Annotated in this window: 20 protein-coding genes; 14 read left to right on the top strand and 6 right to left on the bottom strand. The window is 66.7% G+C overall.

The features are described from left to right. Positions 1 to 228: 228 nt before the first annotated feature. From NLR35_RS15615 to NLR35_RS15600, 4 genes are all read left to right on the top strand, one after another. Positions 229 to 1,368 (top strand): RNA ligase RtcB family protein, encoded by a 1,140-nt coding sequence (locus tag NLR35_RS15615; protein WP_257167409.1) that lies wholly within the window; start codon positions 229 to 231, stop codon positions 1,366 to 1,368. Beyond that, positions 1,365 to 1,988: a peptide chain release factor H gene (gene prfH, locus NLR35_RS15610; protein WP_257167408.1), complete on the top strand. Its 624-nt coding sequence runs from the start codon at positions 1,365 to 1,367 to the stop codon at positions 1,986 to 1,988. Before NLR35_RS15615 ends, prfH begins: the two co-directional genes overlap by 4 nt. A 254-nt stretch (positions 1,989 to 2,242) precedes the next feature. After that, positions 2,243 to 3,943, top strand: coding sequence for an amidohydrolase (locus NLR35_RS15605; RefSeq protein ID WP_257167407.1), 1,701 nt, complete (start codon positions 2,243 to 2,245; stop codon positions 3,941 to 3,943). Between the two features lie 416 nt (positions 3,944 to 4,359). Then, complete coding sequence (locus tag NLR35_RS15600; RefSeq protein WP_257167406.1) at positions 4,360 to 5,619, top strand: Hsp70 family protein; 1,260 nt, start codon at positions 4,360 to 4,362, stop codon at positions 5,617 to 5,619. Between the two features lie 9 nt (positions 5,620 to 5,628). Here the strand turns inward: NLR35_RS15600 and NLR35_RS15595 are convergent, their stop codons facing one another. Together NLR35_RS15595 and NLR35_RS15590 are read right to left on the bottom strand one after the other, a co-directional pair. Then, positions 5,629 to 7,191, bottom strand: a complete 1,563-nt coding sequence (locus tag NLR35_RS15595) for a hypothetical protein (RefSeq protein WP_257167405.1) — start codon at positions 7,189 to 7,191, stop codon at positions 5,629 to 5,631. Between the two features lie 169 nt (positions 7,192 to 7,360). Beyond that, the gene (locus NLR35_RS15590) at positions 7,361 to 8,788 is read right to left on the bottom strand and encodes a hypothetical protein (protein WP_257167404.1); all 1,428 of its coding nucleotides are present in this window, start codon (positions 8,786 to 8,788) and stop codon (positions 7,361 to 7,363) included. A 333-nt stretch (positions 8,789 to 9,121) separates the two neighbouring features. On the opposite strand from NLR35_RS15590, the gene NLR35_RS15585 reads away from it, so the two are divergent. After that, entirely contained in the window at positions 9,122 to 9,694 is a 573-nt protein-coding gene (locus tag NLR35_RS15585; protein WP_257167403.1) for a GNAT family N-acetyltransferase, read from the top strand. A 9-nt stretch (positions 9,695 to 9,703) separates the two neighbouring features. Here NLR35_RS15585 and NLR35_RS15580 read toward each other — a convergent pair whose 3' ends face one another. After that, on the bottom strand, positions 9,704 to 10,753 hold the full coding sequence (locus NLR35_RS15580) for an alpha/beta fold hydrolase (protein WP_257167402.1): 1,050 nt from the start codon (positions 10,751 to 10,753) through the stop codon (positions 9,704 to 9,706). A gap of 148 nt (positions 10,754 to 10,901) precedes the next feature. Between NLR35_RS15580 and NLR35_RS15575 the strand changes: the two genes are divergently transcribed. Further along, a complete protein-coding gene (locus tag NLR35_RS15575; RefSeq protein ID WP_257167401.1) occupies positions 10,902 to 12,440 on the top strand; it encodes a winged helix-turn-helix domain-containing protein in 1,539 nt (512 codons plus the stop codon). Between the two features lie 162 nt (positions 12,441 to 12,602). Then, positions 12,603 to 12,773, top strand: a complete 171-nt coding sequence (locus NLR35_RS15570; protein ID WP_006611732.1) for a Flp family type IVb pilin — start codon at positions 12,603 to 12,605, stop codon at positions 12,771 to 12,773. 132 nt (positions 12,774 to 12,905) lie between these two features. Here NLR35_RS15570 and NLR35_RS15565 read toward each other — a convergent pair whose 3' ends face one another. Both NLR35_RS15565 and NLR35_RS15560 read right to left on the bottom strand, forming a co-directional pair. Beyond that, a complete protein-coding gene (locus NLR35_RS15565; RefSeq protein WP_257167400.1) occupies positions 12,906 to 13,310 on the bottom strand; it encodes a four-helix bundle copper-binding protein in 405 nt (134 codons plus the stop codon). A 333-nt stretch (positions 13,311 to 13,643) separates the two neighbouring features. Continuing rightward, positions 13,644 to 15,641: a primary-amine oxidase gene (locus tag NLR35_RS15560; RefSeq protein WP_257167399.1), complete on the bottom strand. Its 1,998-nt coding sequence runs from the start codon at positions 15,639 to 15,641 to the stop codon at positions 13,644 to 13,646. A gap of 149 nt (positions 15,642 to 15,790) precedes the next feature. Here NLR35_RS15560 and NLR35_RS15555 point away from each other — a divergent pair, with 149 nt between their 5' ends. The 7 genes from NLR35_RS15555 (at position 15,791) to NLR35_RS15525 (ending at position 22,877) form a co-directional block, all read left to right on the top strand. After that, positions 15,791 to 16,810, top strand: a complete 1,020-nt coding sequence (locus NLR35_RS15555) for a helix-turn-helix domain-containing protein (protein ID WP_257167398.1) — start codon at positions 15,791 to 15,793, stop codon at positions 16,808 to 16,810. A gap of 67 nt (positions 16,811 to 16,877) precedes the next feature. Further along, positions 16,878 to 18,395, top strand: coding sequence for an AMP-binding protein (locus NLR35_RS15550; protein ID WP_257167397.1), 1,518 nt, complete (start codon positions 16,878 to 16,880; stop codon positions 18,393 to 18,395). 68 nt (positions 18,396 to 18,463) lie between these two features. Continuing rightward, entirely contained in the window at positions 18,464 to 19,909 is a 1,446-nt protein-coding gene (locus NLR35_RS15545) for an FAD-binding protein (protein WP_257167396.1), read from the top strand. After that, positions 19,906 to 20,346, top strand: coding sequence for a DUF4383 domain-containing protein (locus NLR35_RS15540; RefSeq protein WP_257167395.1), 441 nt, complete (start codon positions 19,906 to 19,908; stop codon positions 20,344 to 20,346). Before NLR35_RS15545 ends, NLR35_RS15540 begins: the two co-directional genes overlap by 4 nt. Further along, complete coding sequence (locus tag NLR35_RS15535) at positions 20,343 to 21,446, top strand: hypothetical protein (RefSeq protein ID WP_257167394.1); 1,104 nt, start codon at positions 20,343 to 20,345, stop codon at positions 21,444 to 21,446. Before NLR35_RS15540 ends, NLR35_RS15535 begins: the two co-directional genes overlap by 4 nt. Continuing rightward, positions 21,430 to 21,735: a hypothetical protein gene (locus tag NLR35_RS15530; protein ID WP_257167393.1), complete on the top strand. Its 306-nt coding sequence runs from the start codon at positions 21,430 to 21,432 to the stop codon at positions 21,733 to 21,735. The genes NLR35_RS15535 and NLR35_RS15530 overlap by 17 nt, the downstream gene beginning before the upstream one ends. Before the next feature lie 170 nt (positions 21,736 to 21,905). Further along, positions 21,906 to 22,877: a S1C family serine protease gene (locus tag NLR35_RS15525; RefSeq protein ID WP_257167392.1), complete on the top strand. Its 972-nt coding sequence runs from the start codon at positions 21,906 to 21,908 to the stop codon at positions 22,875 to 22,877. Between the two features lie 12 nt (positions 22,878 to 22,889). Here NLR35_RS15525 and NLR35_RS15520 read toward each other — a convergent pair whose 3' ends face one another. Beyond that, positions 22,890 to 24,827: a calcium-binding protein gene (locus tag NLR35_RS15520; protein ID WP_257167391.1), complete on the bottom strand. Its 1,938-nt coding sequence runs from the start codon at positions 24,825 to 24,827 to the stop codon at positions 22,890 to 22,892. Between the last annotated feature and the right edge of the window lie 304 nt (positions 24,828 to 25,131).

Below are 25,131 nucleotides of genomic sequence, written 5' to 3'. Positions count from 1 at the left end.
ATTGCGGCATGTTGTCAATCGCCGGGCGATATGATTAGTACGCCCGCAGGCGTCGAGCATTCCGCTCCGCCGCATGAGGAGAAAGACGATGACTGCGATCATCCGTTGCTCCGCCAGGAGCCGCCGGGCCTGATCCTCGCGTGAGGCGGGGTGTGGCAAGGCACGCGCGCGGCTGTGCGCGCTGTTAGTCCCAGACCAGATCTCCCTGTCTTTCTCCAAGGTACCCACATGGGCAATTCCCATCGCGTGGACGGCCGTGCGCCGGTCCACGGCTTCTACTCGTCCAGCTCCTGGATCGAGGGCGCCGCCGTGCGCCAGCTCGAAACAGTAGCGGACATTCCTGGCGTGCGCGCGGTCGCGGGCCTGCCGGATCTGCATCCCGGCAAGTACGGTCCGGTCGGCTGCGCCATCCTCGCCGACCACATCCATCCGGCTTTCGTCGGCTCCGACGCCGGCTGCGGCATGGCGCTGTATCAGCTCGATCTCGCCTCGCGCCGCATCCGCGTCGACAAGGCGGCCGACCGCCTGCGCGACATCGCCAAGCCCTATGACGGCGACATCACGGGCGAGCTCGCGGCGCATGAGCTCGCGCCGTCGGACTTCGACGCGTCGCTCGGCACGATCGGCGGCGGCAATCATTTCTGTGAGCTGCAGGCGGTCGAGGAGGTGTTCGATGAGACACTCGGCATCGATCGCGACAGCGCCTTTCTGCTGGTGCATTCGGGCTCGCGCGGCCTCGGCCATGCGTTGCTCGAACGCCATGTCACGGATGGCCTGAAGCCGCTCGCGCCTGACAGCGCGGATGGCCAGGCCTATCTGGCGGCGCATGACCATGCGCTGCGCTGGGCCCGGCTCAACCGCGACGTCATCGCGCGGCGTGCCGCGGCGGCGTTGCGTTGCGAGGCTGCCTCCGTCTGCGAATGCTCGCACAATTGCGTGGTCCATCGCAGCGAAGGCGTGCTGCACCGGAAGGGCGCGGCGCCGTCCGACCAGGGGCTCGTCGTCGTGCCGGGCTCGCGCGGCGCGCTGTCCTATCTGGTCGCGCCGCTCGCCACCGCGCCGCAGGAGGCGCTGTGGTCGATCGCGCATGGCGCCGGACGCAAGTTCGACCGCTCGTCGATGATCGGCCGGGTCGGCGCCACCAAGTCGGATCGCGAGCGGCTCGCGCGCAATCCGTTCGGCGGCCGCGTGATCTGCGAGGATCGCGCGCTGCTCGCCGAGGAGGCGCCGGAGGCCTACAAGCCGATATCAGGCGTGATCGCCAATCTCGAAGCCTTCGGGCTCGCGCGCGTCGTCGCCAGCTTCCGTCCGCTGGTGACGGTGAAGAAGATCGCCGCCGAGCGGCGGTACAAGGAGGACCGCCGATGAGACGGCTTCTCCTCACCTCGGGACGCGGTCCGGCCGAGTGCCGGATCGCAGTCGCGCATTCGCTCACGCGGCTGTCGCGCGAAGCCGATGCGGCGGAGTGCGGCTACGCGATCGCGCCCGGCGACACAGACCGTCATGGACCGGCCAGCGCTCTCGTCGTGCTGGACGGACCGGCAGCGGATGATCTCGCGCGGCGCTGGGCGCAGGGCTCGCTGCTCTGGGTCTGCCGCAGCCCGCTGCGGCCGCATCACGGGCGCAAGAACTGGTTCGTCGGCGTCGTCGATCTGCCGTTGCCGCAATTGGTGCCGGCTTTGGCGGCTGCCGACGTCCGGTTCGAGAGCTTCCGTGCCGGCGGTCCGGGCGGCCAGCACCAGAACAAGACCGAGAGCGCGGTCCGCGCGGTGCATCTGCCGAGCGGCCTCACCGCGATCGCCCGCGACGGCCGCTCCCAGCATCGCAACAAGGCCGTGGCGCTCGCGCGCCTTGCGGCATTGCTGGACGGGCAAGCCCGCCTGGCCGAGGCCGGCGAGGCGCGCCTGATGCAAGCCGCGCACGACCGCGTCGAACGCGGCGCAGCCGGTCTGCGCTTCGAGGGGCCGGCATTCAGGCCTGTTGGGTGACCGGCGAGCGGCCAGGAGACTGTCTCCACGTCGTCATGGCCGGGCTTGTCCCGGCCATGACGGAGAAACTAATTCCCAGCTTCCTGCGTAGCACGCCCCTTATCAGCTCATGCGATTGCCCGGAGCGCGCCTACGAGCGGCAGCCACCAACAGCAAAACGAAGTGCCGGATCATTGGACCGCATCGATGCGCGCGGCTATCATCTAACAACGGCCAAACGTTCGCTGAATGAACGCAATAATCTGGAGGTTGGAATGCTCTGCAGATCGACGGCGCTCGCGATGCTCGGTGCGGGACTTCTGTTCGCAGGCCCGGCGCCTGCCATGGCTCAGGCGGAGGTCAATGCGCCCGATCTCGTCCTCGTCAATGCAAAGGTTCTGACCCTCGACGAGCAATCCAGCGTGACCGAGGCGATCGCCGTCCTGGACGGCAAGATTCTCGCGGTCGGAAGCAGCGCGTCCATGCGGGCGCTGGCCGGAGCGCGCACGCAGGTGCTCGATGTCTCGGGCAAGACCGTCATTCCCGGATTGATCGATACCCATGCGCACTTCAAGGCGGCTGGACTTGGCGACTATGTCGTCGTCATGGGCCGGGCGAAGACGGTCGCGGACGCGCTCGAAGCCATCAAGGCCTTCGTCGCCAAGAGAAAGCCGGGCGAGTGGATCATTGGCGGAGCCTGGCACCCGCCGTCCCAACTCGCCGAGAAGCGCTATTTGACGCGGCAGGAGATCGACAGCGTCGCGCCGGACAATCCGGTCTACATGCGGACCGTCGGGCATTTCTCGATGGCGAATTCGATGGCCTTGCAGAAGGTCGGCGTCGACAAGACCACTGCGAATCCCGATGGCGGCTCGTTCGAGCGCGACGCGGCCGGCGAGCTGACCGGCCTCCTCGTGGAGACCGCGATCGACCGGGTCGAGAAGGCCGTTCCGCCGTGGACCGAAGAGGATGAAATCAGACAGTTCACGCTTGCCGAGGGCGCGCTGAACAGCTTCGGGATCACGAGCGTCGTCGAAGGCGCCACGGAAGCGCGCGACATCCGCACGCTGCAGAAGCTCGCCGCGTCCGGACGAGCGACGCTGCGGACGGGATTGATGTACAGACCGGAGCCGCCCGCCGATCTCAACGCCTGGGAAGCGATCATCTCGGGCAATGGCGCATCGTCCGGATTCGGCGACGACTGGGTCAGGTTTGCCGGCATCAAGATTTTCTACGACGGCGGCATGACGCTGAAGACGGCATTGATGCGCGACGTCTACCCGGACTCCCACGACAATTACCATGGCATCGCGCAGCAGACGCCGGAGCGGCTGGCGCAACTGGTCTCGATCTGCAATCGCCACGGCTGGCGCGTCGGCGTGCACGTCGTCGGCGATCTCGGCATCGACCAGGTGCTCGATGCCTTCGAGGCGGCCGACAAGGAAAAGTCGATCCGGGATCGTCGTTTCGTTCTGATCCATGCGAGCCTGATCAGGCCCGAGCAGATGGAGCGCGCTCGCGCGTTGGGAGTGAGGGTCGATTTCCAGAACGTCTTCATGTGGGACAAGGCTGCGACCGTCGAGCGCTTCCTGGGGCGGCCGACAGCCGATCGCGCCGTGCCGACAAAGACGCTGGTCGAAAAGATGGGGCTGGACAATCTCGGTGCCGGAACCGACTTTCCCGTCAACCCGATCAACCCGTTCCTCAACATGTACATCATGGTGACGCGGAAGGATCCGAGCGGCAACGTTTACGGCGCGGCGGAAGCCATCAGTCGCGAGCAGGCGCTTCGCCTCTACACGTCGGCGGCTTCGCGCTCCACGTTCGACGAAGCGCGAAAGGGGACGATCCAGCCGGGCAGGCTCGCCGATCTCACTGTCCTTTCGGCGGACTACATGACCGTGCCGGACGAGCAGATCAAGGACATCAAGGCCGATATCACGCTCGTCGGAGGCAAGATCGTGTTTCAGCGCTGACGAGAGCCGTCCGCGTCGGGGCCTAGTGACCGTCGAGAGTGGTGCCGGTGTCGCCGCGGGCACCATCTCTCAACTGCGCTGGCCATCTTCATCGACGACAGGATTTTTGCGCTCGTCTGTTTCCACGTCGTCATGGCCGGGCCTGTCCCGGCCATCCACGTCGTTCGGCGCACTGGGAAGGACGTGGATGCCCGGGTCGAGCCCGGGCATGACGGAGAAACTAACTGGCAGCATCCTTCGTGGCGATGCCCTATTCCCCTATGCCATGGTCATGAAAGCGGCCCGCGGGCGCCGCGCGGCGAAGGAGCCATGCGCCGTCCGGGCAATCCTCATGCCCGTCATGCCTCACATTCGCACATGACATTGCACTGCGAAACGGCTAAGCGGACCGCCCCCCGGACGGAAACGAGACGAGCATGGCGGCAGCGGCCCATTGCGGCATCGACTTCGGCACTTCGAACACCACGGTCGGCCTCAGCGATTCGACCTCGGCGCAGCTCATCCCGCTGGAGGGCGAGCAGCGGACGTTGCCGAGCGCGATGTTCTTCGATTTCGAGGATCACGGCGTGCAGTTCGGGCGCGGCGCGATCGAGCGCTATCTGACCGGGCATGACGGCCGCTTCATGCGCGCGCTGAAGAGCATTCTCGGCACCGCGCTGATCCATGAGAAGACCTATATCCGGCAGAAGGCGGTGCCGTTCTCCGGCATTCTCGGCTTCTTCTTCGCGCATCTGAAGACGCAGATCGAAACCAGGCTCGGCCACGAGGTGAGCCAGGTCGTGCTCGGCCGCCCCGTGCGCTTCGTCGACAAGGACGATGCGGCCGACGCCGACGCGCAGAGCGCGCTGGAGGGCATCGCGCGCGAGCAGGGTTTCAAGCACATCGCCTTCCAATACGAGCCGATCGCGGCAGCGCTCGATTATGAGCAGCAGGTGAGCCGCGAGGAGCTGGTGCTGATCGTCGACATCGGCGGCGGCACCTCGGACTTCTCGATCGTGCGCGTCTCGCCGGAGCGGCGCGGCAAGGCGGACCGCGAGGACGACATCCTCGCCAATGGCGGCATCCATATCGGCGGCACCGATTTCGACCGGCTGCTGAGCCTGAAGAGCGTGATGCCGCATCTCGGCTACGGCAGCCTGACCGCCGACGGCAAGCGCGAGCTGCCGACGGCCTACTATCACGAGCTCGCCACCTGGCATCGCATCAACCAGCTCTACAAGAAGGGCGTGATCCACGAGCTGCGCCAGATCCGCTACGAGGCCGAGCGGCGCGACCTGGTCGACCGCTTCATCAAGGTGGTGGAGGAGCATCGCGGACATACGCTGGCGATCGGTGTCGAGCAGGCCAAGATCGCGCTGACGGCGGCGAAGTCGCTGACCTCGGTGCTGTCGGAGAAGGACGAGTGGGCGCGCATCAAGTTCACGCGCAAAGATTTCGACCGCGCCATCGCCGATTCCGTCGAGCGCGTCGTCCGCACCGTCACGACGCTGTTGGATGACGCCGCGGTCGAGGCCGCCGCCATCAACACGATCTTCCTCACCGGCGGCTCGAGCATGGTGCCGGCGCTGCGCGAGGGGATCCTGAAGCTGTTTCCGGCGGCGCGCGTCGCCGAGACCGATCTGCTCGGCAGTGTCGGCATCGGGCTTTCGCTCGATGCCCGGCGCAAATTCAGCTGAGCTGCCGGCTCATTCAGGGGCGGCTGTCGCCACCGACCGCGCCGGTCGCTTCGGCGTGCTCTGAAGCTGGGACCGTGTCGCCGGCTGCGGCGCGGCGGACGCCGCGTCAACGCTACGGACGGGGACCGGCTTTGCGCGAGGCCGGGCACCAACCGCGCCGGTCCGTCCCAGCTCTGCCGCCCGGATGATGCCCCAGGGCCCCGCATTGGCCGGAGGCGGCGGCGAGGTACGCCTTGCGCGCTGGGTTCGCGGCAGCTCCGTACGCGGGGCCGGTGCGCGGGCAGCCTCAGGAGGCGCTTCCACTCGGGACGTCACGTCGGGTGCGACGGGCTCGGCCACCGCACTGACGGCGAGCGCCAGAGCGGGTTCGGCGACCGGAGCGACCGGCGCGGGCGATGCGGCTTCGGCGGCAGCTGCGTTCACGATCGGCTCGTCGGGCAAGGTCACCAGCGCCGGAGCGAGGACCGCAGCAGCTTCGTGTGGGACGTCGGTGGTATCGTCGGCCAGCCCGAAAAACAGATGGCTCGGCAGCAGACACCCCGCCACCGCCAAGGTGACGGCCACGCTCGGGCCAAGCCAGACCTTCATGGACAGGTCCGGGGCCGGCAGCGCGCAACCGGCTCGCTTGGCCATGTCGACAGCGGCCACCGCAATGAACGCCGCAAGACCGAGGCTGCCGCCGACCATCGGCAGAACCGTCGACGCCTGCACCAGAACCACGGCGAGGGTCAGCGCGGCCACGATCGGCTGCAGCGGTCCGGACAGCCGCTGTGGCGAGGACATGCCGAGGAAACATCCTGCGTAATAGGCGTCGACCAGACAGCGCTGGTCGGGCCAAAGCGCCTGCATGATCGCCATTCCGGCAAACGCCAGAGTGGCCGAGACGAAGGTGCGGGCGGCCCGTCCCGCGTCGGCGACATGCGGAAGCCGCTGGACGAAGAGGGTCAGGAAGGTGCCGGCGAGACAGGCCGCCAGAATCTCGAGCGAGCCGTCAAGCTCCTGGTCGAACTGAGTGAGATGCGCCAGATGCAGCGTATCGCCTTGCCCCGCGAGCGACGGCCCGAGCGTGACGAACAGCAGCGATCCGAACGCCGCCAGCACGCCCAATCGTCCGCCATAGCCCTCCAGCAGCACGACCCGCCGCTGGACCTCGATCGCGGTGAAGATGCAGAACAGCAGGCCGCAGAAGATCGACAGCAGATAGAGCGAGGACTCCTGCGGCAGTCCGGTGCGAGCGACGCTGTCGCTGAGCTGTGCGATCGGCGTCATGCCGCTGAAGCTGCCGCCGTAAACCGATGACGTGAATGTGGTCGCTGCGAGATTGCCGGAAGACGCAATGACCAGGCCCGCGCACAGCACGACCGTCACCGCCGCCGAGGCGAGCGCGGGCGGCAAGCCCAGCGCGCTCAGATGCAGCGTCGCGAAACAGCCGAGGCAGGCGCCCGCGAAGGACACCAGGAGGGCGACGGAGAGATCGTAACGCCGCGCTTGCGGACGCGGCTCGAACAGGACCGGCAGGCCTGTTCGCCATATCGCGGAATCACATGGCGCGGAATCAGAAGCCTGCTGCATCAACGAACCACCCCCGTGTGGATCGACCGGGCTCCTCATCTCGCCGTCACCGCCGGACGAGACCCCCCTTGAGCACCGCTTTATGCACGATGAAGTGGAAACATGGCGAAACACGAGCGGACCTGTGGCCCCGGCGCGTTATCGCCGCAAAAAGGCTTGCGGTCCGCCGTCACGGCCCCGCGAATGTGGACGGGTCGGGCGTCCACTCCGGCGCAGGCACGTCCTGGCGAGCCACGATGCGCGGCCGCGGGGGCGAGCGCGGGACCACGCGCGCCTGGCTGCGCTTGGGCAACATCGCCGGCACCGCACCCGTCTGGCCATAGCGGACGACCCGCCGCTGCGGCTCCGAGGACACCGGCAGAGGCGTGCTTGCGCTGGGTTCGCCGGATCGGCGCGCCGGGAGCGGCTCTCCGCCATCCGACTGCAGGATCTGCATCGGAAGGCCCGGCACGATCGCCTTGGCCAGCGGAGCGTCAGGCACATCGCCCTCCTCTCTTGCTTCGTCCGGTCGCGACTGCCGCACTGGCGGCGCAACCGACAGCGGCGCAACTGCCGGCTCGACGCGCGGCTGCTCGAACAGCAGCTCGCTCGACAGCAGCACCGCGACGATGGCCAGCGCGGCGAGAAGACCTCGCGTCCACGCGATCATGGTCTGTTGTGGCGATTCTCCGGCTTCGATGAACAGCCGCACGCCGGCGTCGACGAACAACACCGACACGAAGGCGACATAGCCAAGGCTGCCGCCGACCGCGGGGAGGATCGGACCGGTGAGCATCAGCAGAGCCGCAAGCAGGATCGCCGCCGCCATGGCCTGCAGCAGGCTGCGCAACCGGCGCGACGACGACATGCCGAGGAAGCAGCCGGCATAATAGGCATCGAGCTCGGAAGCGTTGCCGGAGACGAATTGCAGCAGCAGCACCAGGCCGGCGAACGCCACCGTCGCCGCGACGAAGATGCGCACCGCGCGTCGCGATCCCGCGATCGGTGGCCAGCGCAGCGCCGCCATGGTCGCCAGCATGCCCACCGTGCACAGCAGGAAGGTGATCGCAGCCGCGCCGACTCCAAACTCGGGCACCGGCCGGCGTGCGATCGGAAACAGCTCGCCGTCCGGGCCGAGCATCGGCGCCAGCCCGACGAACAGGAAGGAGGCGACGGCCGCGAGCGCGCCGAGCCGTCCGCCATAGCCGCGAGCCAGCCCGCCGCGCAGCCACATGTCGAGCGCACAAGCGAGACAGAACATCATGCCGCAGAACAGCGAGAGCAGAACGAAGGCCGCATCGAGCGGCAGGCCGGCGCGGATGACGCTGGCATTCAACAGCGCCACCGGGGTCATGCCGACGAAGCTGCCGCCATAGGCCGATGAGAAGAACGTGCCGGGCACCAGGTCCGCCGTCCGCGTCAGGATCAGCGAGGCACACAAGAGCAGCGCGGCCGCCGCCGAGGCGACCAGCGGCGACAGGCCGGAGGCGCTGAGATGCAGCGTCATCAGGCAGCCGAGGAAGGCGGCGATGAAGGAGGCCAGCGGCGGACAGCCGAGCTGGAACAGCTCCGAGCCGTAAAACGGTATGGGCCGGCTCAATTGCCGTGTGCGCCACATGTGTGGATCGAACGCACGCTGCGCCTGCGACCCACGCGACCGATGTCCCGCCGTCCCGCGATTCATTTCCATCACCTCATCGGGCGCAACCCTGAGCCCGTCCCGCCCCTGATACCTCCGGCGGTTGTACACACGCTGCATCCCTGCAACTGCGTGTGTTCGGATAATGCACTGCAATGCAGCGTTGTGAAGACGTTTGGTTCCATTACAGGAACGAAACAATTCCGTAACCTTAACGGCGCGGCGGATGTCCGTAATATCAATGACATGGAGCCGATGCGGCGGCGCGCAGACTCCGCTTGCGCCGCGACGTGGTTAACGGCAACATCCGGCATGCTCACGCCCACGTTGCATACAGCCCGCCTGATCCTGCGTCCCCTGGCGCTCGGCGACATCCCCGCGATCCAGCGCCATTTCGACAATTGGAATGTCGTCCGCAATCTCGCCGCCACCGTGCCGTGGCCCTATCCGCCCGACGGCGCGGAGACCTTCGTCAGGCTGCAGCTCGACAGGATCGCGGCCGGCGAGGAGATCTATCAATGGGTGCTGGTGCTGCGCGACGGAGACGGCGAAGCCATCGGCAACATCCATTTCCGGCCGCGCATGGCGTCCGTGAAAGGCCATCGCGGCTTCTGGCTCGCCGAGCCGTATTGGAATCGCGGGCTGATGAGCGAGGCCATCGCGGCGGTGAACGACTTCGCCTTCGGCCCGCTCGGCCTCGATCAATTCACCGTCTGCAATGTCGCGAGCAACGTCGCTTCGCGCCGGGTCAAGCAGAAGACCGGCGCGGAGTTCGCGGGCTTCATCACGCTCGCGCACCACAATGGCGAGACGCGATCCGAGCAATGGGTGGTGCGGCGGGAGACGTGGCTGCAAGGCGAGCGCGATCGCGCCGCTCCCGCCTGAACCGCCGCGCTAGGCCTCCGCCATCACGTCGATCACCGCCTGCGCAAAGGCCTGAGGCGCTTCCTGCGGCAGGTTGTGGCCGATGCCGCTGGTGATCAGCCGGTGCTCGTAGCGGCCGGTGAACTTCTTGGCATAGGCCTCCGGCGCCGGATGCGGCGCGCCGTTGGCGTCGCCTTCCATGGTGATGGTCGGCACCGTGATCGCGGGGAAGGTCGCGAGCTTCGCCTCAAGCTGATCATACTTGGCCTCGCCCTGCGCAAGCCCGAGGCGCCAGCGATAATTGTGCACGACGATGTCGACGTGATCCGGATTGTCGAAGGCGGCGGCGCTGCGCGCGAAGGTCGCATCGTCGAAGGCCCATTTCGGCGAGGCCGTCTGCCAGATCAGCTTCGCGAAGTCGCGCCGGTTCTTGTCGTAGCCGTCGCGGCCGCGCTCGGTGGCGAAATAGAACTGGTACCACCATTGCAGCTCGGCGGCGGGCGGCAGCGGCATGCGGCCGGCCTGCTGGCTGCCGATCAGATAGCCGCTGACCGAGACCATCGCCTTGCAGCGCTCCGGCCACAGCGCGGCGATGATGTTGGCGGTGCGTGCGCCCCAATCATAGCCGGCGAGCGTCGCGCTCTTGATCCCCAGGACATCCATCAGCGCGACGATGTCGGCGGCGACCGCGACGGGCTGGCCGCTGCGCAAGGCGGTCGGCGACAACAGCCGCGTCGTGCCGTAGCCGCGCAGATGCGGAATGATGACGCGATGACCGGCGGCCGCCAACGCCGGCGCGACGTCGGCGAAGCTGTGGATGTCGTAGGGCCAGCCGTGCAGCAGGATCACGACGGGTCCATCGCCCGGGCCCGCTTCGGCATAGCCGATGCTGAGCTCGCCCGCGGTGACCTGCTTGATCGGGCCGAGCGTCGTCGTCGCGCCCGGCTTGATCGCCGGCAGCTTCGCTGCGGTGCTGACGCTCTGCGCCCTCGCGGCGCTGGAACCGAGTTGGAGGGCGGCAACGGCGGTTCCAGCCAGCGTGAGGAAGCGGCGGCGGCCGAGGGCAAAGGGATCGCGCATGGCAGGCTCCTTGTTGATATGGCCCAACCGTGCCCGATACCGCCTGGCTGCGCTTGGAGACGGCATTGATTTTTCCTTGAGGCCGGCTTGATTTCGAGCCACACCGCGTGAAGGTTGCCGGAGCTCCCGAGGCGGCTGATGGCGGCGCATGTTGTATTGCTTCGATGATTGCGTGCTGGATCCCGGCCGCCGCGAGCTGCGCCGCGGCGAGCGCCTCGTTGCGATGGAACCGCAGGTGTTCGATCTGCTCGCGTTCCTGATCAGGATGCGCGAGCGCGTCGTCAGCCGCGACGAGGTTCTCGCCGAGGTGTGGGGCGGCCGCATCGTTTCCGAGGCGACGCTGGCGAGCCGCATCAGCGCGGCGCGGAGCGCGATCGGCGACAGCGGCGAGGCGCAGCGGCTGATCCGCACCATCCCGCGCAAGGGACTGCGCTTCGTCGGCGTCGTCCGCGAGGAGCCCGATGCACGCGAAGCGCCGACTCTGGCCGCGCCGGGGTTCGACGGTCCGGCGATCGCGGTGCTGCCTTTCACCAATATGAGCGGTGATCCCGCCCAGGACTACTTCGCCGACGGCATGGTCGAGGACATCATCACGGCGCTGTCCCGCTGCAGCGGGCTCGCGGTGATCGCCCGCAATTCGTCCTTCACCTACAAGGGCAAGGCCGTCGACATCCGCGAGGTCGGGCGCGAGCTCGGCGTCGGCTACGTGCTGGAAGGCAGCGTCCGCCGCGCCGGCGGGCGGCTGCGCATCAGCGGCCAGCTGATCGACGCCGCCTCCGGCGCGCATCTGTGGGCCGATCGCTTCGATGGAGATGTCGGCGACATGTTCGCGCTGCAGGACCGCATCACCGGGAGTGTCGTGGCGATCATCGAGCCGACGCTCGAATTCGCCGAAAGCCAGCGGCGCCGCGCATTGCCGCATCCCGCGGCCTACGACCTGTTGCTGCGCGCCGCCAGCCTGCGCGACGCATTCACCCCGGAGAGCCTCAAAGCTGCGATCGCCTGCCTCGACGACGCGCTGGTGCTCGATCCCGCTTATGCGCCGGCCATGGCCGCGCGCGCCTATGGCCAGGCGCTGCGGCATTTCCAGGGCTGGAACGACCCCGGCGAGGACTACCGCGGCGAGGCCGTCGCGCTCGCCTGGCAGGCAACGGAGCGGGCGCCGGGTGACGCGCAGGTGCTGTGGATGGCCGCCTTCGCGATCTGGAACATGGCCGATGACATCACCCCCGCGCGCGAATTGTTCAGGCGATCGCTCGCGATCAATCCGAATTCAGCGATGGCGCTCACCATGAGCGGCTGGATCGCGGCCATGGCCGGCCATCCCGCCGAAGGACGGGCGCTGATTGAACGGGCGCTGCGCCTGAACCCGCGCGATCCGCGCGGCTGGTTCGCGGCGGGCGCGATGGCGATCTGCGCGGTCGCCGACGAGGATTTCGCTGACGCCATCCGCTGGGCCGAGACGGCACTGACGCAGAACCGCCGATTCGCAGTCGCGTTGCGCGTCCTGATCGTCGCTTTGGTCGGACGCGGCGATGTCGTCCGGGCGGCCCAGATCGCGCGCCAGTTGTTCGCAGTGGAGCCTCACCTCACCGTCTCGGGGTTCCTGAATCGGATTCCCTTTCCGGTTCCCGCCATGGCTACAACCTACGCGGAAGCGCTGCGCGCTGCGGGTGTCCCCGACTGAGTTCGATGGCGTGCAGAGGAACGCGCTACAACTATGAATTCTGCCAGTTTCCGCGAAGTCGAGACACTTGGAGGAGCGTCGTTCACACTACCTTAGGTTCCACTCCGTAGTTTCGCGGACGTCACCCGGGAGCCGAGAAACGGCATATTGCGGAGGGGATAAGTGAAGGCATTGCTGCTCAAATTTTACGAAGACGAATCTGGCGCGACCGCCATCGAATACGGACTGATCGCCGCGGGCATCGCGCTCGCGATCATCACCATCCTCAACAAGCTCGGACTCACCCTCGAGGGCATCTTCACGACGCTGACGACAAAACTGAATGGTGGCTGATCCATCGAAATAGTCTGGAATGGCGTTCTCAGGGCTGGAGCAATCCGGTCGCCATGGTCGGACGGGCCGGGCTCTCGAGCCCGGCCTTTTGCTTGTCGCGTTGACCCGCGCGTCGATGACCGAGCCCGCGGCTCAATGCGCCATGCCGCGCCCCGCCTCCTCGCAGGCGCTCATGCAGCGCCGGCAGGACTCGGCGCAGATCCGGCAATGCGCATGCATGCCGGCGTGTTTCTCGCATTCCTCCGCACACAGCCGGCAGGCCGCGGCGCAGGCATCGAGCATGCGGCGGATCATCTCCTGATCCGAGCCCGTCCGCCGCGTCGCGATCCGGCCGGTGATGTTGCAAACGTCGGCGCAACCGAGATTGAGGCGGATGCACTGCGTGAGCTTGGCAACGCTGTCCTCGCCGAGGCAGGCGTCCGCGCAGGATGTGCAGGTCTGGGCGCAGGAGTAGCACTCCTCAATGCAGCGGACGAGCGCGTCATTCACTTGGCCGCGGACGTGCGGATGGGTTTCGATCATCTGTTGGGCGTGCATGGGTCACTCCAAGAGAGCTGGAAGAGAGCTGGCCCCCGTGCGCGTCAATGAAACCACTTGGGAAAAGTTCTACAGCATGATGCGATTTCATTGAAACCGACCATCGTGCAACGAAGGCGGTGTGCTCCTCTCCCCCTTGCGGGGAGGGGTTGGGGGTGGGGGTCCGCGGGCAATGAGCTTCGTTTGAGGTTGCCGGCCGAGAAGTGATCGGAGATGATCGAAAGACCACCTGCGGGGACCCTCCCCGCAGGGGGAGGGGAGTGGAGAGAGCGGTGCGCACATGCCGGGTGACAACCGGCACGCACCTCTGCTCCGCCACGTATTGGCGCTTGCTCAGTGACAGCAGTTACCGCCGGTCGTGTCAGACGTCCCATCCGCGCTCAGCACGCTCTTCGCATTGCGTTCCGCCGGAATGTCGAAGCCGGCATTGGCGGCGAAGAAGCCGACCGGCTTCAGCGTGAAGCCCGCATACTCCACCGGCATGACCGGAAAGTCCTCCGGCTTGCACACATGGGTGTGCCCGAACGAGTGCCAGACCACGATGTCGGTGTTCTCGATCGAGCGGTTCTGCGCGATGTAGCGCGGCAGGCCATCGCCGCCGCCATGCACGTTCGGATAGTCGCCGCTGGCGTATTTCTCGGCCGGATCATATGCGGTGACCCAGACATGCTTTGTGGCGAAGCCGCCGCGGCTGCGCACGAAGCTGCCCTCCTGCGCCAGCATCACCGGGCTCGGAGTGACCACCAGCTTGTAGCCGGGCGCCGCACCGACCGAATTCGTCTCGTTGGGATTGGAGATCTTCCAGTAGCGTCCCGTTTCGCCGTTGGCGAGGCGCGCAGCGTCACGCTCGCGCGCCAGCACGCGGCTGGTCGTGTCGAATACGTTGCCATGCGGATTGTCGCGCCCCCACGGCCGCGGCACGAACTCGTGCTCGGTCACCGTATTCCCGCCGCCGTCGATGTCCATGTGCAGGCGCGAGTTGAAGAAGTGCTGATGCGTGGGTCCGCCGAGATTGTCGTCGACCATGCCGCCGAAGGGATAGGTCGCGCCCGGCGCGATCGCCGCAGTCTGGATGATGCCGGTGAGCTTGCATTCGAGCTGGATGGTGCCGTCCTGGTACAGGTACCAATAGAAGCCATAGTCATAGTTGCCGACCGTGGCGAAGAAGCTGATGACGAGGCGGCGCGAGCGCCTGACCTCGAACAAGCCGTTGCGGAATTCGTAGTGCTTCCAGAGGATGCCGTAATCCTCCTCATGCATGCAGATCGCGTTCTTCATGACGAAGGGCTCGCCCTTGCTGTCCGCGGCGGGCACGTCGAAGTAATGGATGTTGCCGAGACAGTCGCAGCCGAGCTCCAGCGCATTGGCGAGCATGCCGAGCCCGTATTCGCCGGCGTCGAACGCCGACTTCCAGAAATGGTTGGCGGTCGGATCGGCGTAAGGCACGACCATCTCGGTCACGCTGGCGCGGTGGACGATCGGCCGCGTGCGCTCGCCATCCTGATAGGACAGCCGATGCAGCACGAGGCCTTCGCGCGGCGTGAAGCCGACGCGAAAGCTCCATTTCTGCCACTCGACCTTCCAGCCGTCCACCGTGAAGCTCGGCCCCTGCGGCTGCTCGATGTTCAGCGGCTTGATGCCGGTGCGCGGCGCGGTCACCTCGTGGGCGCCGTAGTTGCGCTTCTTGCGCGGGATCGGAATGACCGGGTCATCGTCGGTCAGATCGATGACCTTCCCGGCGATCAGGTCGACGACGGCGACGACGCCTTCGATCGGATGCGCATAGCCGTTGTCCTGCGGATGCTCGCGATAATAGCTGACCGCGCGCACGATGCGGGCGCCGCGCTCGAACGGCAGGTCGAAGAAGCCGGACGAGAACGGATCGACCTGCACCAGCTCGATGTCCTTGTCGGTGAGCCCGCGGCGGTGCATCGCCTTGCGCCAGCCGGCGTCGGCCTTTACTGCAGCCTCGCAGCGAAAGAACTCCTCCAGCATGACGGGCGGCTGGCCGTAGGGCGCCTCGCGGTTCGGCACCACCTTGCGCGCAACGACGGCCTGGGCGCTGAGATCAACGACATGCTCGACGGACTCGCCGGAGGCGATATCGAGCGAGACCACGAAGGCTTGCCGCGGCAGCTTCCGTCCGCCGCCATGCGCCGCGAGTTCGGCCTTGCCCGGCTCCTCGAGCCGCACGATCGGGAAGCGGCAATTCTCCGCTGATGCTGCACTCGCACGCACCAGATTGCAGGCGGCGGCGATCTCATCCGACGTCAGCGGATCGAGCGGATGGCTGATGGCGATTGCAGCGATGCCCTGCACGGATGGCTCCATCGAGGTGAACGGTCTCCGGGAGAGACTGCCAATCAGACGCGGGACAGCGTTATCGAAATCGGGCAAGATCCAGGGCGAGCCGGCTCTGCCGGCGGCCTGCGCTGGCGCGCATCTTGCACGGCCTTCGCATCAGATTTCGCCGTGATGTCATGAGCTTGAGCCAGACACATAGCGCGGACGTCAGCACCGGCCTCGTGCAGACGACCAGCACAGATGTCGACGAGCATTGCGCCAAGCTCGGCGGCTGGCGGCTGACCTACGACCAGATCAGCGCCGGCGCCTTTCGAGGGAGCTTCAGCCGGTTGTCGCTGCCGCAGCTCGACGTCTTCCACGAGGTGACGAGCCAGCGGGTGCGGCAACATGGCGAGCTCGGACGCGACTGCTGCGGCTTCGCGGTGCCATGCGGCGGCGACGGCACGGTGAAAGTCAACGGGAGCGGCGTCACCCACAACGCGCTGATCGTCTCCTTCGATGCCGAGGTCGACATCTGCACGCCGCCCGGCTTCGCATTGCGCGGCGTGACTCTGTCCGTCCAACTCATCGACGAGATCGCCGACGAACTGGCGATCGAGCTCCCGCGCGATCTGCGACATCGCATGCGCGCGCTGTCGGCGCCGGCGGATGTGCTGGCTCGCTTCCGCGCCGCGCTGACGATCATCGATGGACTCCACGGCGCCGAGGCGGAGCCGACGCTGAGCGCGGCGTCTCGCGGAGCCCTTCAGCACAGCCTGCTGCTGGCGATCACGGACCTGCTGCCGGACGCGCGCCCCTGCGACGACACCCGCAGCAGCGCCGCACGCAAACGGATCGTCGATCGGGCCTGCGAGCTGATGCTGGCATCAGCCGACCAGTCCATCTCGTTACTGGATGTCTGCAAGGCGGTCGGTGCCAGCCGGCGCAAGCTGAGCTACTGTTTCCAGGACGTGCTGGGTACCAGCCCCCTGACCTATTGGCGTGCCGTGCGCCTCAATCGCGTGCGGCGCGATCTCAAATCTTCGCATGATCCGCGCGACGGAATTTACGACATCGCCGTGCGCCATGGCTTCTGGCACTTCAGTCAGTTCTCTCTCGACTACAAGCGCCATTTCGCAGAACTGCCATCCGAAACTCTGCGGCGTGCGCGTATGGACGCCTCTGCGCGGTTGAGGCAAAACTCCCCTCGTCACTGATCTCAGCGCGCTGAGCTGCTGAACCAAGAACGGCGCCAGCGAAGCGCCTGACGATGCGGAGGACCTGATGCTGATCCCGATGGCGGACGTGCCGCGCTGGTACGCCGAGCGCAAACCCAAAAACAGCATCGCCGTCCAACATGGAACTGACGCGCTGACCTGGGAACAGCTCGAGCGCCGCGCCAATGCGCGCGCCCGCGCCTTCGCCGCCAAGGGAGTCAAGCCCGGCGATTTCGTCGCCATCGGCCTGCCCAACGGCAACGCGCTGTTCGAGACCAGTTTTGCCGTGTGGAAATGCGGCGCGACGCCGACATCGCTGTCGTGGCGGCTGCCGCGCGGCGAAGCCGCCGCAGTGCTGGAGATCCTCAAGCCGTCGCTGGTCGTCGGCGGCGAGGCCGATTGGAACGCGCCGAATGCACTGCCGGCCGACTTCACGCCGGAAGGTTTTTCCGACGAGCCGCTCACCGCACCGGTGTCACGCTATTGGAAGGCGATGACCTCCGGCGGCTCGACCGGGCGGCCCAAGGTGATCCTCGATCATGCGCCCGCGGTGACCGATACCGCGGCGGAGCCGCCGCTCGGAATTCCGAAGGGCGCGTCGCTGCTCAATCCCGGGCCGCTGTATCACAACGCGCCCTTCATCGTGTCGCACTACGCGCTGTTCGCCGGCGGCACCTTGACGGGCATGGTGAAGTTCGATGCCGAGGAAACGCTGCGGCTGATCCAGGCGCAGCGCATCCAATGGGTCAACTTCGTGCCGACCATGATGCATCGGATCTGGGCGCTGCCGGATGCGGTGCGCAACAGCTACAACGTGTCGAGCCTGAAGATGGTGTTCCACATGGCTGCGCCGATGCCGCCATGGCTGAAGGAGAAGTGGATCGAGTGGCTCGGCGCCGAGCGGGTCTATGAGCTCTATGGCGGTACCGAGCGGCAGGGCCGCACCATCATCTCCGGCACCGAATGGCTGCAGCACAGGGGCTCGGTCGGCAAGATCGACGAGACCTGCGGCTTGCGCATCCTCGGGCCCGACGGCAACGACGTCGCGCCCGGCGAGAGCGGCGAGATCTACTTCCTGCCCGCCGATGGCGCCGGCAGCACCTATCATTATCTCGGCGCAGAGCCGAAGCGGCGCGCCGACGGCTGGGAGTCGCTCGGCGACATCGGCCGGCTCGATGCCGACGGCTACCTCTATCTCGGCGACCGCCTCGCCGACATGGTGCTGCGCGGCGGCGCCAACATCTATCCGGCCGAGGTGGAGGCCGCGCTGATGGCGCATCCCGACATCCGCTCCTGCGTCGTGGTCGGCCTGCCCGATCCCGAGCTCGGCCAGCGCGTGCACGCGATCGTCGAGATCGATCGCGCCAAGGACGCACAGGCGATCGTCGACGGCATGGGGGCGTTCCTGGCCGACCGGCTGAGCCGCTACAAGCATCCGGAAAGCTATGAGCTCGTCGACACCATGCTGCGCGACGATTCCGGCAAGGTGCGCCGAACCCTGCTGCGCGACGAGCGCGCCGCCTGGCTGAAGGATGGCCGTGACTTCCGCCTGATCCCCTCGCGCGGGCGCCCCTCGGCAGACTGAGGGGTGATAATTTTTCGAACGTTTACGATGCTGGCGTAGACTCCCGAGATGGTAAGGAGCGTGCGCCCATGATCTCACGACGACGGTTTCTGCGCACCGCAGCCACGGCTGCGGCATTGCCTTTGGCGCGGATGCCGCGGGCTCGCGCCGAACTGCGCACCATCCTCAACGATGCCAGCCGGCTCAACCCGACACCGGTTGCCAAGCATGTGGTGATCTCGAAGCCCGCGACTGACGATTTGATCGCGCGGCTGCGCGCCGAGCTGAAGGAAGCTGCGGCCGCCAAGGGCCCTGTCGCCGCGGCCGTCGCCCGGCATTCGATGGGCGGCCAGAGCCTGCCGCGGGATGGCACCGCCATCACGCTCGACGGCGGCGCGATCGAGCTCGACACCGCGGCGCGGACCTATCGCACCGCCGCCGGCAACCGCTGGTGGGACGTCATCGCCACGCTCGACGCAAAGGGCTTCTCACCGGCCGTGATGCAATCCAACAGCGATTTCGGCGTCGGCAGCACGTTCAGCGTCAACGCCCATGGCTGGCCGGTGCCCTACGGACCCTTCGGCTCGACGGTGAAGTCGATCCGCATGCTGCTGGCCGACGGCACGCTGGTGCAGTGCTCGCGCACCGAGAATGCCGAGCTGTTCGGGCTCGCCATGGGCGGCTATGGCCTGTTCGGCATCATCGTCGATCTCGAGGTCGAGATGGTGCCGAACGTGCTGCTCGAGCCGCGCTTCGAGCGGATGGCTCCGGAGACGTTCGCCGAGAAGTTCACGCAGAGCATCGATGGCGATCCCAACGTGAAGATGGCCTATGGCCGGATGTCGGTGTCGCGCAAATCGTTCTTCGACGACGCGCTGCTCGTCACGTTCCGTCCGGCCCCCGATGCGCCGGCAACGCTGCCGGCCGTGGCGAGTTCGGGCAAGCTGACCGGCGTCGCCAACACCATCTATCGCGCCCAGACCGGCTGGGAGGTCGCCAAGGGCCTGCGCTGGTTCATGGAGACGCGGCTGGGGCCTGCCATCTCCGACAGCCGCTACACCCGCAATTCGCTGATGGCCGAGCCGGTGGCGAACCTCGCGCAGAAGGACATGCACCGGACCGACATCCTGCACGAATATTTCGTCGCGCCCGAGCGGTTCGGCGAGTTCCTCACCGCCTGCCGCGAGATCATCCCGAAGGCGCGCGCCGAATTCCTCAACGTCACCCTGCGCTACGTCGCCGAGGACAAGACGCCTGCCCTCACCATCGCTCCCGTCCGCCGCATCGCCGCGGTGATGTCGTTCTCGCAGGTCACCTCGCCGGAGGGCGAGATCGACATGCTTCGCACGACGGAGGCGCTGATCGACCGCATCACGGCGATTGGCGGCGCGTTCTATCTGCCTTATCGTCTGCATGCGCGCCGCGACCAGGTCGAGAAGGCCTATACGGCAACGGCGCGCTTCGTCGCCGCCAAGCGGCAATATGATCCGAACCTTCTGTTCCGCAACGCGATGTGGGACGCCTATTTCGCATGACGATGACGACCGACGGCTTCTCATTGGACCGCTATCGCATCGCAGCTCTCGCGCTTGCCATGGCGCTGCTGTTCGCCGCCGCGACCGACTACATCCCCGCCTTCATCGATGCGCAGGGTCGCGTGTTCGGCCTGTTCCAGCTCGACATCTACAAGGACGCGCTGCACGTCGCCTCGGGCCTGTGGGCCTTGGCCGCGACGCTGTCGCGGCGCAGCGCCGTGTTCTTCCTGCGTGTGTTCGGCACGCTGTACTTCCTCGACGGCGTGATGGGCGTGTTCACAGGCTCCGGCTATCTCGACCTCTCCATCATCATCGACGGCATCCGCAACACGTCTTGGCTGGTGAAGGTGCTGTCCAGCCTGCCGCATCTCGCGCTCGGCGCTGTTGGCATCGCTGTCGGCTGGTCACCCTGGGGCGCGAGGCCCGCGCTTGCATGAGCCTGCGTCGTAAGATTCTCTATTTCGCCGGCGCCGTCGTGATCGCCGCAGCGATCGGCATCACGACGACGGTGATCACCGTCGAGACGGTCTGCACCGCGGACGTGCCCACGCCCGTGGTGACCTCCGAGTTCGGCATTGCTGACGCCGGCTATGCGAGATCCCAAGGCGACAGCTTCCTGACCTTTCCCGAGTGGTACATCGTCCACGCCTATGGCGATCTCGCCGGCGTGACCGGGCAGAGGTCGGAGTCCCACTTCCATTATCTCTCGAGCATCGCCGGCTTCTGGCGCAGCCTGTGCCGCGCGACGCGGCAGGCCGACGGCTCCGGACCCGCCACCTCGGATCAGAAGCTGACCAACTACATCATCGGCTTCAGCTTCACCGCCGAGATGGCGCTGCAGGGCGGCTATGAGAAGACGATTGGCGCTCTCACCGAGGAGACCACCGACGGCATCAAGACCGCCGAGGACGCCTTCAACCTGGCGCTGCTGAAGGACTACGCGGCGTTTCTCTATCAGACGCCCTGGTACCGCTATCCATTCTGGGCGAAGCTCGAGCAGTTCTGGCGCGACACGCCGTTCGTGCCGTCGTTGCGCTCGGTGGAACGGCGGCTTTCGCTCAGCCTGCAATATGCCGGGCGTGCCGCCTATGCAGCGGTCATCGGCTATGCCGCCGGCTATGATCCCGCGATTCTGACTGTCCACAGCGTCGTGACCGGCCTGCCCGCCGCCGACGTGGCGGCCATCTCCGGCGTGAAGGTGATCCGCGAGGTGAGCGACGCCAAGGGGGTCCGCGGCGTGCTGGTGCAGACCGAGCGCTACGCCAGGTTCGATGCGTTCGTGAAGGAGCTCGGACGCCGCCCCGGCGCCGCGCTGGCGGAGGTCGCCGGCAACCACCGCATCCTGGTGACCATCGTCGTGCCTCCCGGCGACGGGCGGCTGGCGGGCTTCGATGGACTGCCTATATTCAGTGTCCCGATCCAGTCCCGCCCCGGCGCGCGCCGCATCGGCGTCGACGTCCCGGTCCGCTCCCTGGTTCAGGACGTCACCCGCTTCGACGCCGCCGGCTATGATTTCGAGCATGCGTACGACTATTGACAGACTGTCTCCGGCCCGCGCACTGCCCATGCAAGGGCTGCTGGTCGTTGCCGTCATTTGGTTCGCGGGCATGGCGGCGCTGGCGCTGGTGATCAAGCCCTCGGCAGTCGTCGTCTTCGGGCCGACCGACCGCGTGATTCCGGCGATCGTCGCCAGCGATGGAGCCTTGCTCGATGCCGGGCGTTTCCATGTCTCGGCTCGTCCCGGCGCGGCGACGGTGGGCGAGCTCTATGCGGCCGGCGCATGGTTCGTCTGGCCCGTCATATCCAAGGGCTGCGGTCGCGGATGATCGGCGCGAGAGCGTCGTTTCTCCCGGCAGGGCCGCGGAGCGGCGGAACTGGCGCCCGCGGCCAAAGATGTTAAGCTCGCGTTGACGCTGCGGCCGAGACGCGACACTCACGCGACACGAAGCAAGCTTGGTCGAAGTCCCCGGGGACATCGACAGAGCAGGAGAAAGAAATGCCTTCTTTGACCGAATGGAAAGTGCCGTTCGCCTTCCAGCCTCGCGCCGAAGACTACCAATATGATCTCGACCACGCGCTGTCGTCGATTGTGGGCCTGCATTCCATCATTCCGCCGGATGCGTTCAGCGCGGAAACGCTGGGCACCGAGCGCGCCGGCAATGCGGTCGTGATCGACGACGGGCTGGTGCTCACCATCGGCTACCTCATCACCGAGGCCGAATCCGTCTGGCTACACCTCAATGACGGACGGGTCGTCGAAGGTCACGTGCTCGGGTTCGATTTCGCGACCGGTTTCGGCCTGGTCCAGGCGCTCGGGCAGCTCGATCTGCCGGCGCTGCCGCTCGGCTCCTCGGCGGCGACCAAGATCGGCGACCAGGTCGTGCTCGGCGGCGCCGGCGGCCGGACCCGCTCGGTCGCGAGCCAGATCATCGCCAAGCAGGAGTTCGCCGGCTATTGGGAGTATCTGCTGGACGAGGCGATCTTCACCCATCCCGCGCATCCCAATTGGGGCGGCACAGGCCTGCTCTCGCCCAAGGGCGAGCTGATCGGCATCGGCTCGCTGCAGCTCGAGCGTGAGCGCGACAGCAAGGCCGAGCACGTCAATATGATCGTGCCGATCGATCTCCTGAAGCCGATCATCGACGATCTCCGCCGCTTCGGCCGCGTCAACAAGCCGGCCCGGCCCTGGCTCGGCATGTACGCGACCGAGGTCGACGACCGCGTCGTGGTCATCGGCGTGTCCAACAACGGCCCGGCGGCGCGCGCCGAGCTGAAGGCGGGCGACATCATCCTCGGCATCAATGGCGACAAGGTCACGACCCAGAGCGAATTCTACCGCAAGCTCTGGTCGCTCGGCGACGCCGGCGTCGACGTGCCGCTCACCGTGCACCACGAGGGCGTCACCTTCGATGTCACGGTGGCGTCGACCGATCGCGCCAAGCTGTTGAAGGCGCCGCGCCTCCACTGAGGTGACGCGGCCTCACGCCATGACGTGCCAGGCGGCAGCGATCTGATCGTGCAGATGCGCATCGCTCGGCAGCTGTGAGGCGACCGTCGGATCGAACCCAGGATGCGCCTGGGCGTAGGTCGCCATCGCCTGCACCAGCTGCGTGACCTGGGTGTCGAGCTCCAGACCGCCCGCCTTGATCTCCTGCAGCTGATAGGAGCCGCCGAGGAACCAGTCGGCGATCGTCACCTGCTGGTGGGTGCCGACAATGTCGATCTCGAGATCGTTGCCGGATTTGACGAACCAGAAATTGTCGGCCGTGTAGGCGCTGCCGAAATCCAGCGTGCCGGTCGGCTTCGACAGCGATGCGACACCATTGATGATGACGTCATTGCCGTCCCCCGGCGCATAGACATAGGTCGCGCCGACGCCGCCGACCAGGATGTTGTCCCCGGCGCCACCGTTCAGCACATCGCTGCCAAGGCCGCCGATCAGCAGATCGTCATTGGCGGTGCCGTAAAGCATGTCGTTGCCGCCGCCTGCAATCAACAGCGCGCCATCGGTCGCCGCGATCGCCACGCCCGACACCGGATCGATCATCACCGTCGTCGCGGCATCGCTCAGCGCCGCGCTGAGCCAATCGAGATTGTCCGTCTTGCCGCCCCACAGCGTGCTGATCGCCACGTCGATCAGCTTGGCATCCTCGCCGTCGGTGCTCGCGACAGCATCGATCAGCGCGATCTTACCGAGGATATCGACCGCCGAGCCCGTCGCGGCCGACGACCACAGATCGGACGAGAGATCTGCGACGAGCAGGTTCTTGGCCGTGTCCTGATAGAGAATGCCGTGCTCGTGCCCGATCACGCCCGGCGTCGTCGACAGCACCTCGTCATGGTTCTGCGCCAGCAGCGCCGAATACTCGACGACCATCTCGGCCAGCGCCTTGTCGACTCCGCCGTTCTTCAGATAAGTCGCGGCCGTCGACGCGCTGACGCTGTCGCCGAGCACGCCGCCGCCATTGAACAGCGCCTGCACCGCGCTGTTGCCATAGCCGCTCGCATCGGTGACCGTCGAATAGGCGATCATGTCCTTCATCTTGTCCGACGGCGCACCTTCGCCGCCGACGCCGGCCGCGGGAATGCCGACCGCCTGGGCGATCGCATCATCCTCCAGCGGAGCCAGCAGCACCGCTGCCGCCTTCTTCCAGTCCTGCGCGTTGTTGTCGCTCGCCCACTGCATCATCGTCAGCAGCGCGATCGAATGCAGCTGGATCGGGTCGAGCCCCAGCTCCGTCCCCGCGCCGAGCACCGTCTTCTGCTCGGACGAGATGCCGATCGCGGCATGGGCGATCGCCAGCGCGCCGGCGATCGGTCCGAGCTGCAGCAGGGCCAGCGGCGCTTCCAGCACCGGCGCTGCGGCCCGGACATATTGCAGGACCTCGCCGGAGACCGAGACCATGTGAATGTCGTCGAAGCGATCCACCGGGTGCGAACCGAGTGCGCCCCAGAAGCCATGCAGCTGATCGTAGCGAACCTCCGCTGCGAACTCGAACGGCATCGCGTCATAGGCGTAAGCCACCTTGCCGTTCAGCGCCGCGATGTACCCGGCCAAGCCGCCACCCAGCGAGTGACCGGTCAGCGACACGTGCGACGTCGTCGCCCATGTCTTGTAGTAGGCCTCTGCATCCGGAAACTGCGTCGGCCAGCCGGTGAGCCCGGCGCCGCCGAGCCAGGCCGGCACGTCGGCGATGCTGTCGGTGCCGCGATACGAGATGATCCGCGTCGATGGATCGCCGGCGAGCTGATAGGTCGCCGCCTCGAAATTGTCCGCTGCAGCGACGACCGAGCCCGCCACCAGCTCGTAGCTACCGATACGATTGAAACTGACGGAGAGCGTCGGATTGACGCCCCTGTTGTAGACGTCCATGGCGAGCACCGCGTTGATCAACGCGGCCGACGGCGAACTGGTCATGATGCGCATCCCCCGTAACAGCCGGTCGGCAGTTTTGACCGCAACATCAGCTGAATTTGGGACCTGATGCTGCGCCGTCGGCTTTCACCAAGTGCGACATCGCGTCCGATGTTTGTCAATCGCGATTCGTCCACACGTGTATTTCCCGATGATGCGCCTGTCGCGCGATGGCCGCATCATCAGCCCCCTCCGACGACCAATGACTTCGCTTGTGATGCCTCACCCCGTCATGCGCGCAGCGAACGCCCGTTCGGAAAATGATCATTGCCCGCGCCGCCGATTTTGCGTTGCATGACAGCGCTCC

The sequence above is a fragment of the Bradyrhizobium sp. SRS-191 genome (assembly GCF_024586915.1).
GTDB lineage: Bacteria > Pseudomonadota > Alphaproteobacteria > Rhizobiales > Xanthobacteraceae > Bradyrhizobium.
The sequence above is the reverse complement of the archived record's forward strand: the minus strand, read 5'-3'. Positions and strand labels throughout refer to the sequence as shown.

Coding starts and splice junctions, on each gene's coding strand:
- NLR35_RS15615 (WP_257167409.1), top strand. CDS start 229: ATGGGCAATTCCCATCGCGTGGACGGCCGTGCGCCGGTCCACGGCTTC.
- prfH (WP_257167408.1), top strand. CDS start 1,365: ATGAGACGGCTTCTCCTCACCTCGGGACGCGGTCCGGCCGAGTGCCGG.
- NLR35_RS15605 (WP_257167407.1), top strand. CDS start 2,243: ATGCTCTGCAGATCGACGGCGCTCGCGATGCTCGGTGCGGGACTTCTG.
- NLR35_RS15600 (WP_257167406.1), top strand. CDS start 4,360: ATGGCGGCAGCGGCCCATTGCGGCATCGACTTCGGCACTTCGAACACC.
- NLR35_RS15595 (WP_257167405.1), bottom strand. CDS start 7,191: ATGCAGCAGGCTTCTGATTCCGCGCCATGTGATTCCGCGATATGGCGA.
- NLR35_RS15590 (WP_257167404.1), bottom strand. CDS start 8,788: ATGTGGCGCACACGGCAATTGAGCCGGCCCATACCGTTTTACGGCTCG.
- NLR35_RS15585 (WP_257167403.1), top strand. CDS start 9,122: ATGCTCACGCCCACGTTGCATACAGCCCGCCTGATCCTGCGTCCCCTG.
- NLR35_RS15580 (WP_257167402.1), bottom strand. CDS start 10,753: ATGCGCGATCCCTTTGCCCTCGGCCGCCGCCGCTTCCTCACGCTGGCT.
- NLR35_RS15575 (WP_257167401.1), top strand. CDS start 10,902: ATGTTGTATTGCTTCGATGATTGCGTGCTGGATCCCGGCCGCCGCGAG.
- NLR35_RS15565 (WP_257167400.1), bottom strand. CDS start 13,310: ATGCACGCCCAACAGATGATCGAAACCCATCCGCACGTCCGCGGCCAA.
- NLR35_RS15560 (WP_257167399.1), bottom strand. CDS start 15,641: ATGGAGCCATCCGTGCAGGGCATCGCTGCAATCGCCATCAGCCATCCG.
- NLR35_RS15555 (WP_257167398.1), top strand. CDS start 15,791: ATGAGCTTGAGCCAGACACATAGCGCGGACGTCAGCACCGGCCTCGTG.
- NLR35_RS15550 (WP_257167397.1), top strand. CDS start 16,878: ATGCTGATCCCGATGGCGGACGTGCCGCGCTGGTACGCCGAGCGCAAA.
- NLR35_RS15545 (WP_257167396.1), top strand. CDS start 18,464: ATGATCTCACGACGACGGTTTCTGCGCACCGCAGCCACGGCTGCGGCA.
- NLR35_RS15540 (WP_257167395.1), top strand. CDS start 19,906: ATGACGATGACGACCGACGGCTTCTCATTGGACCGCTATCGCATCGCA.
- NLR35_RS15535 (WP_257167394.1), top strand. CDS start 20,343: ATGAGCCTGCGTCGTAAGATTCTCTATTTCGCCGGCGCCGTCGTGATC.
- NLR35_RS15530 (WP_257167393.1), top strand. CDS start 21,430: ATGCGTACGACTATTGACAGACTGTCTCCGGCCCGCGCACTGCCCATG.
- NLR35_RS15525 (WP_257167392.1), top strand. CDS start 21,906: ATGCCTTCTTTGACCGAATGGAAAGTGCCGTTCGCCTTCCAGCCTCGC.
- NLR35_RS15520 (WP_257167391.1), bottom strand. CDS start 24,827: ATGACCAGTTCGCCGTCGGCCGCGTTGATCAACGCGGTGCTCGCCATG.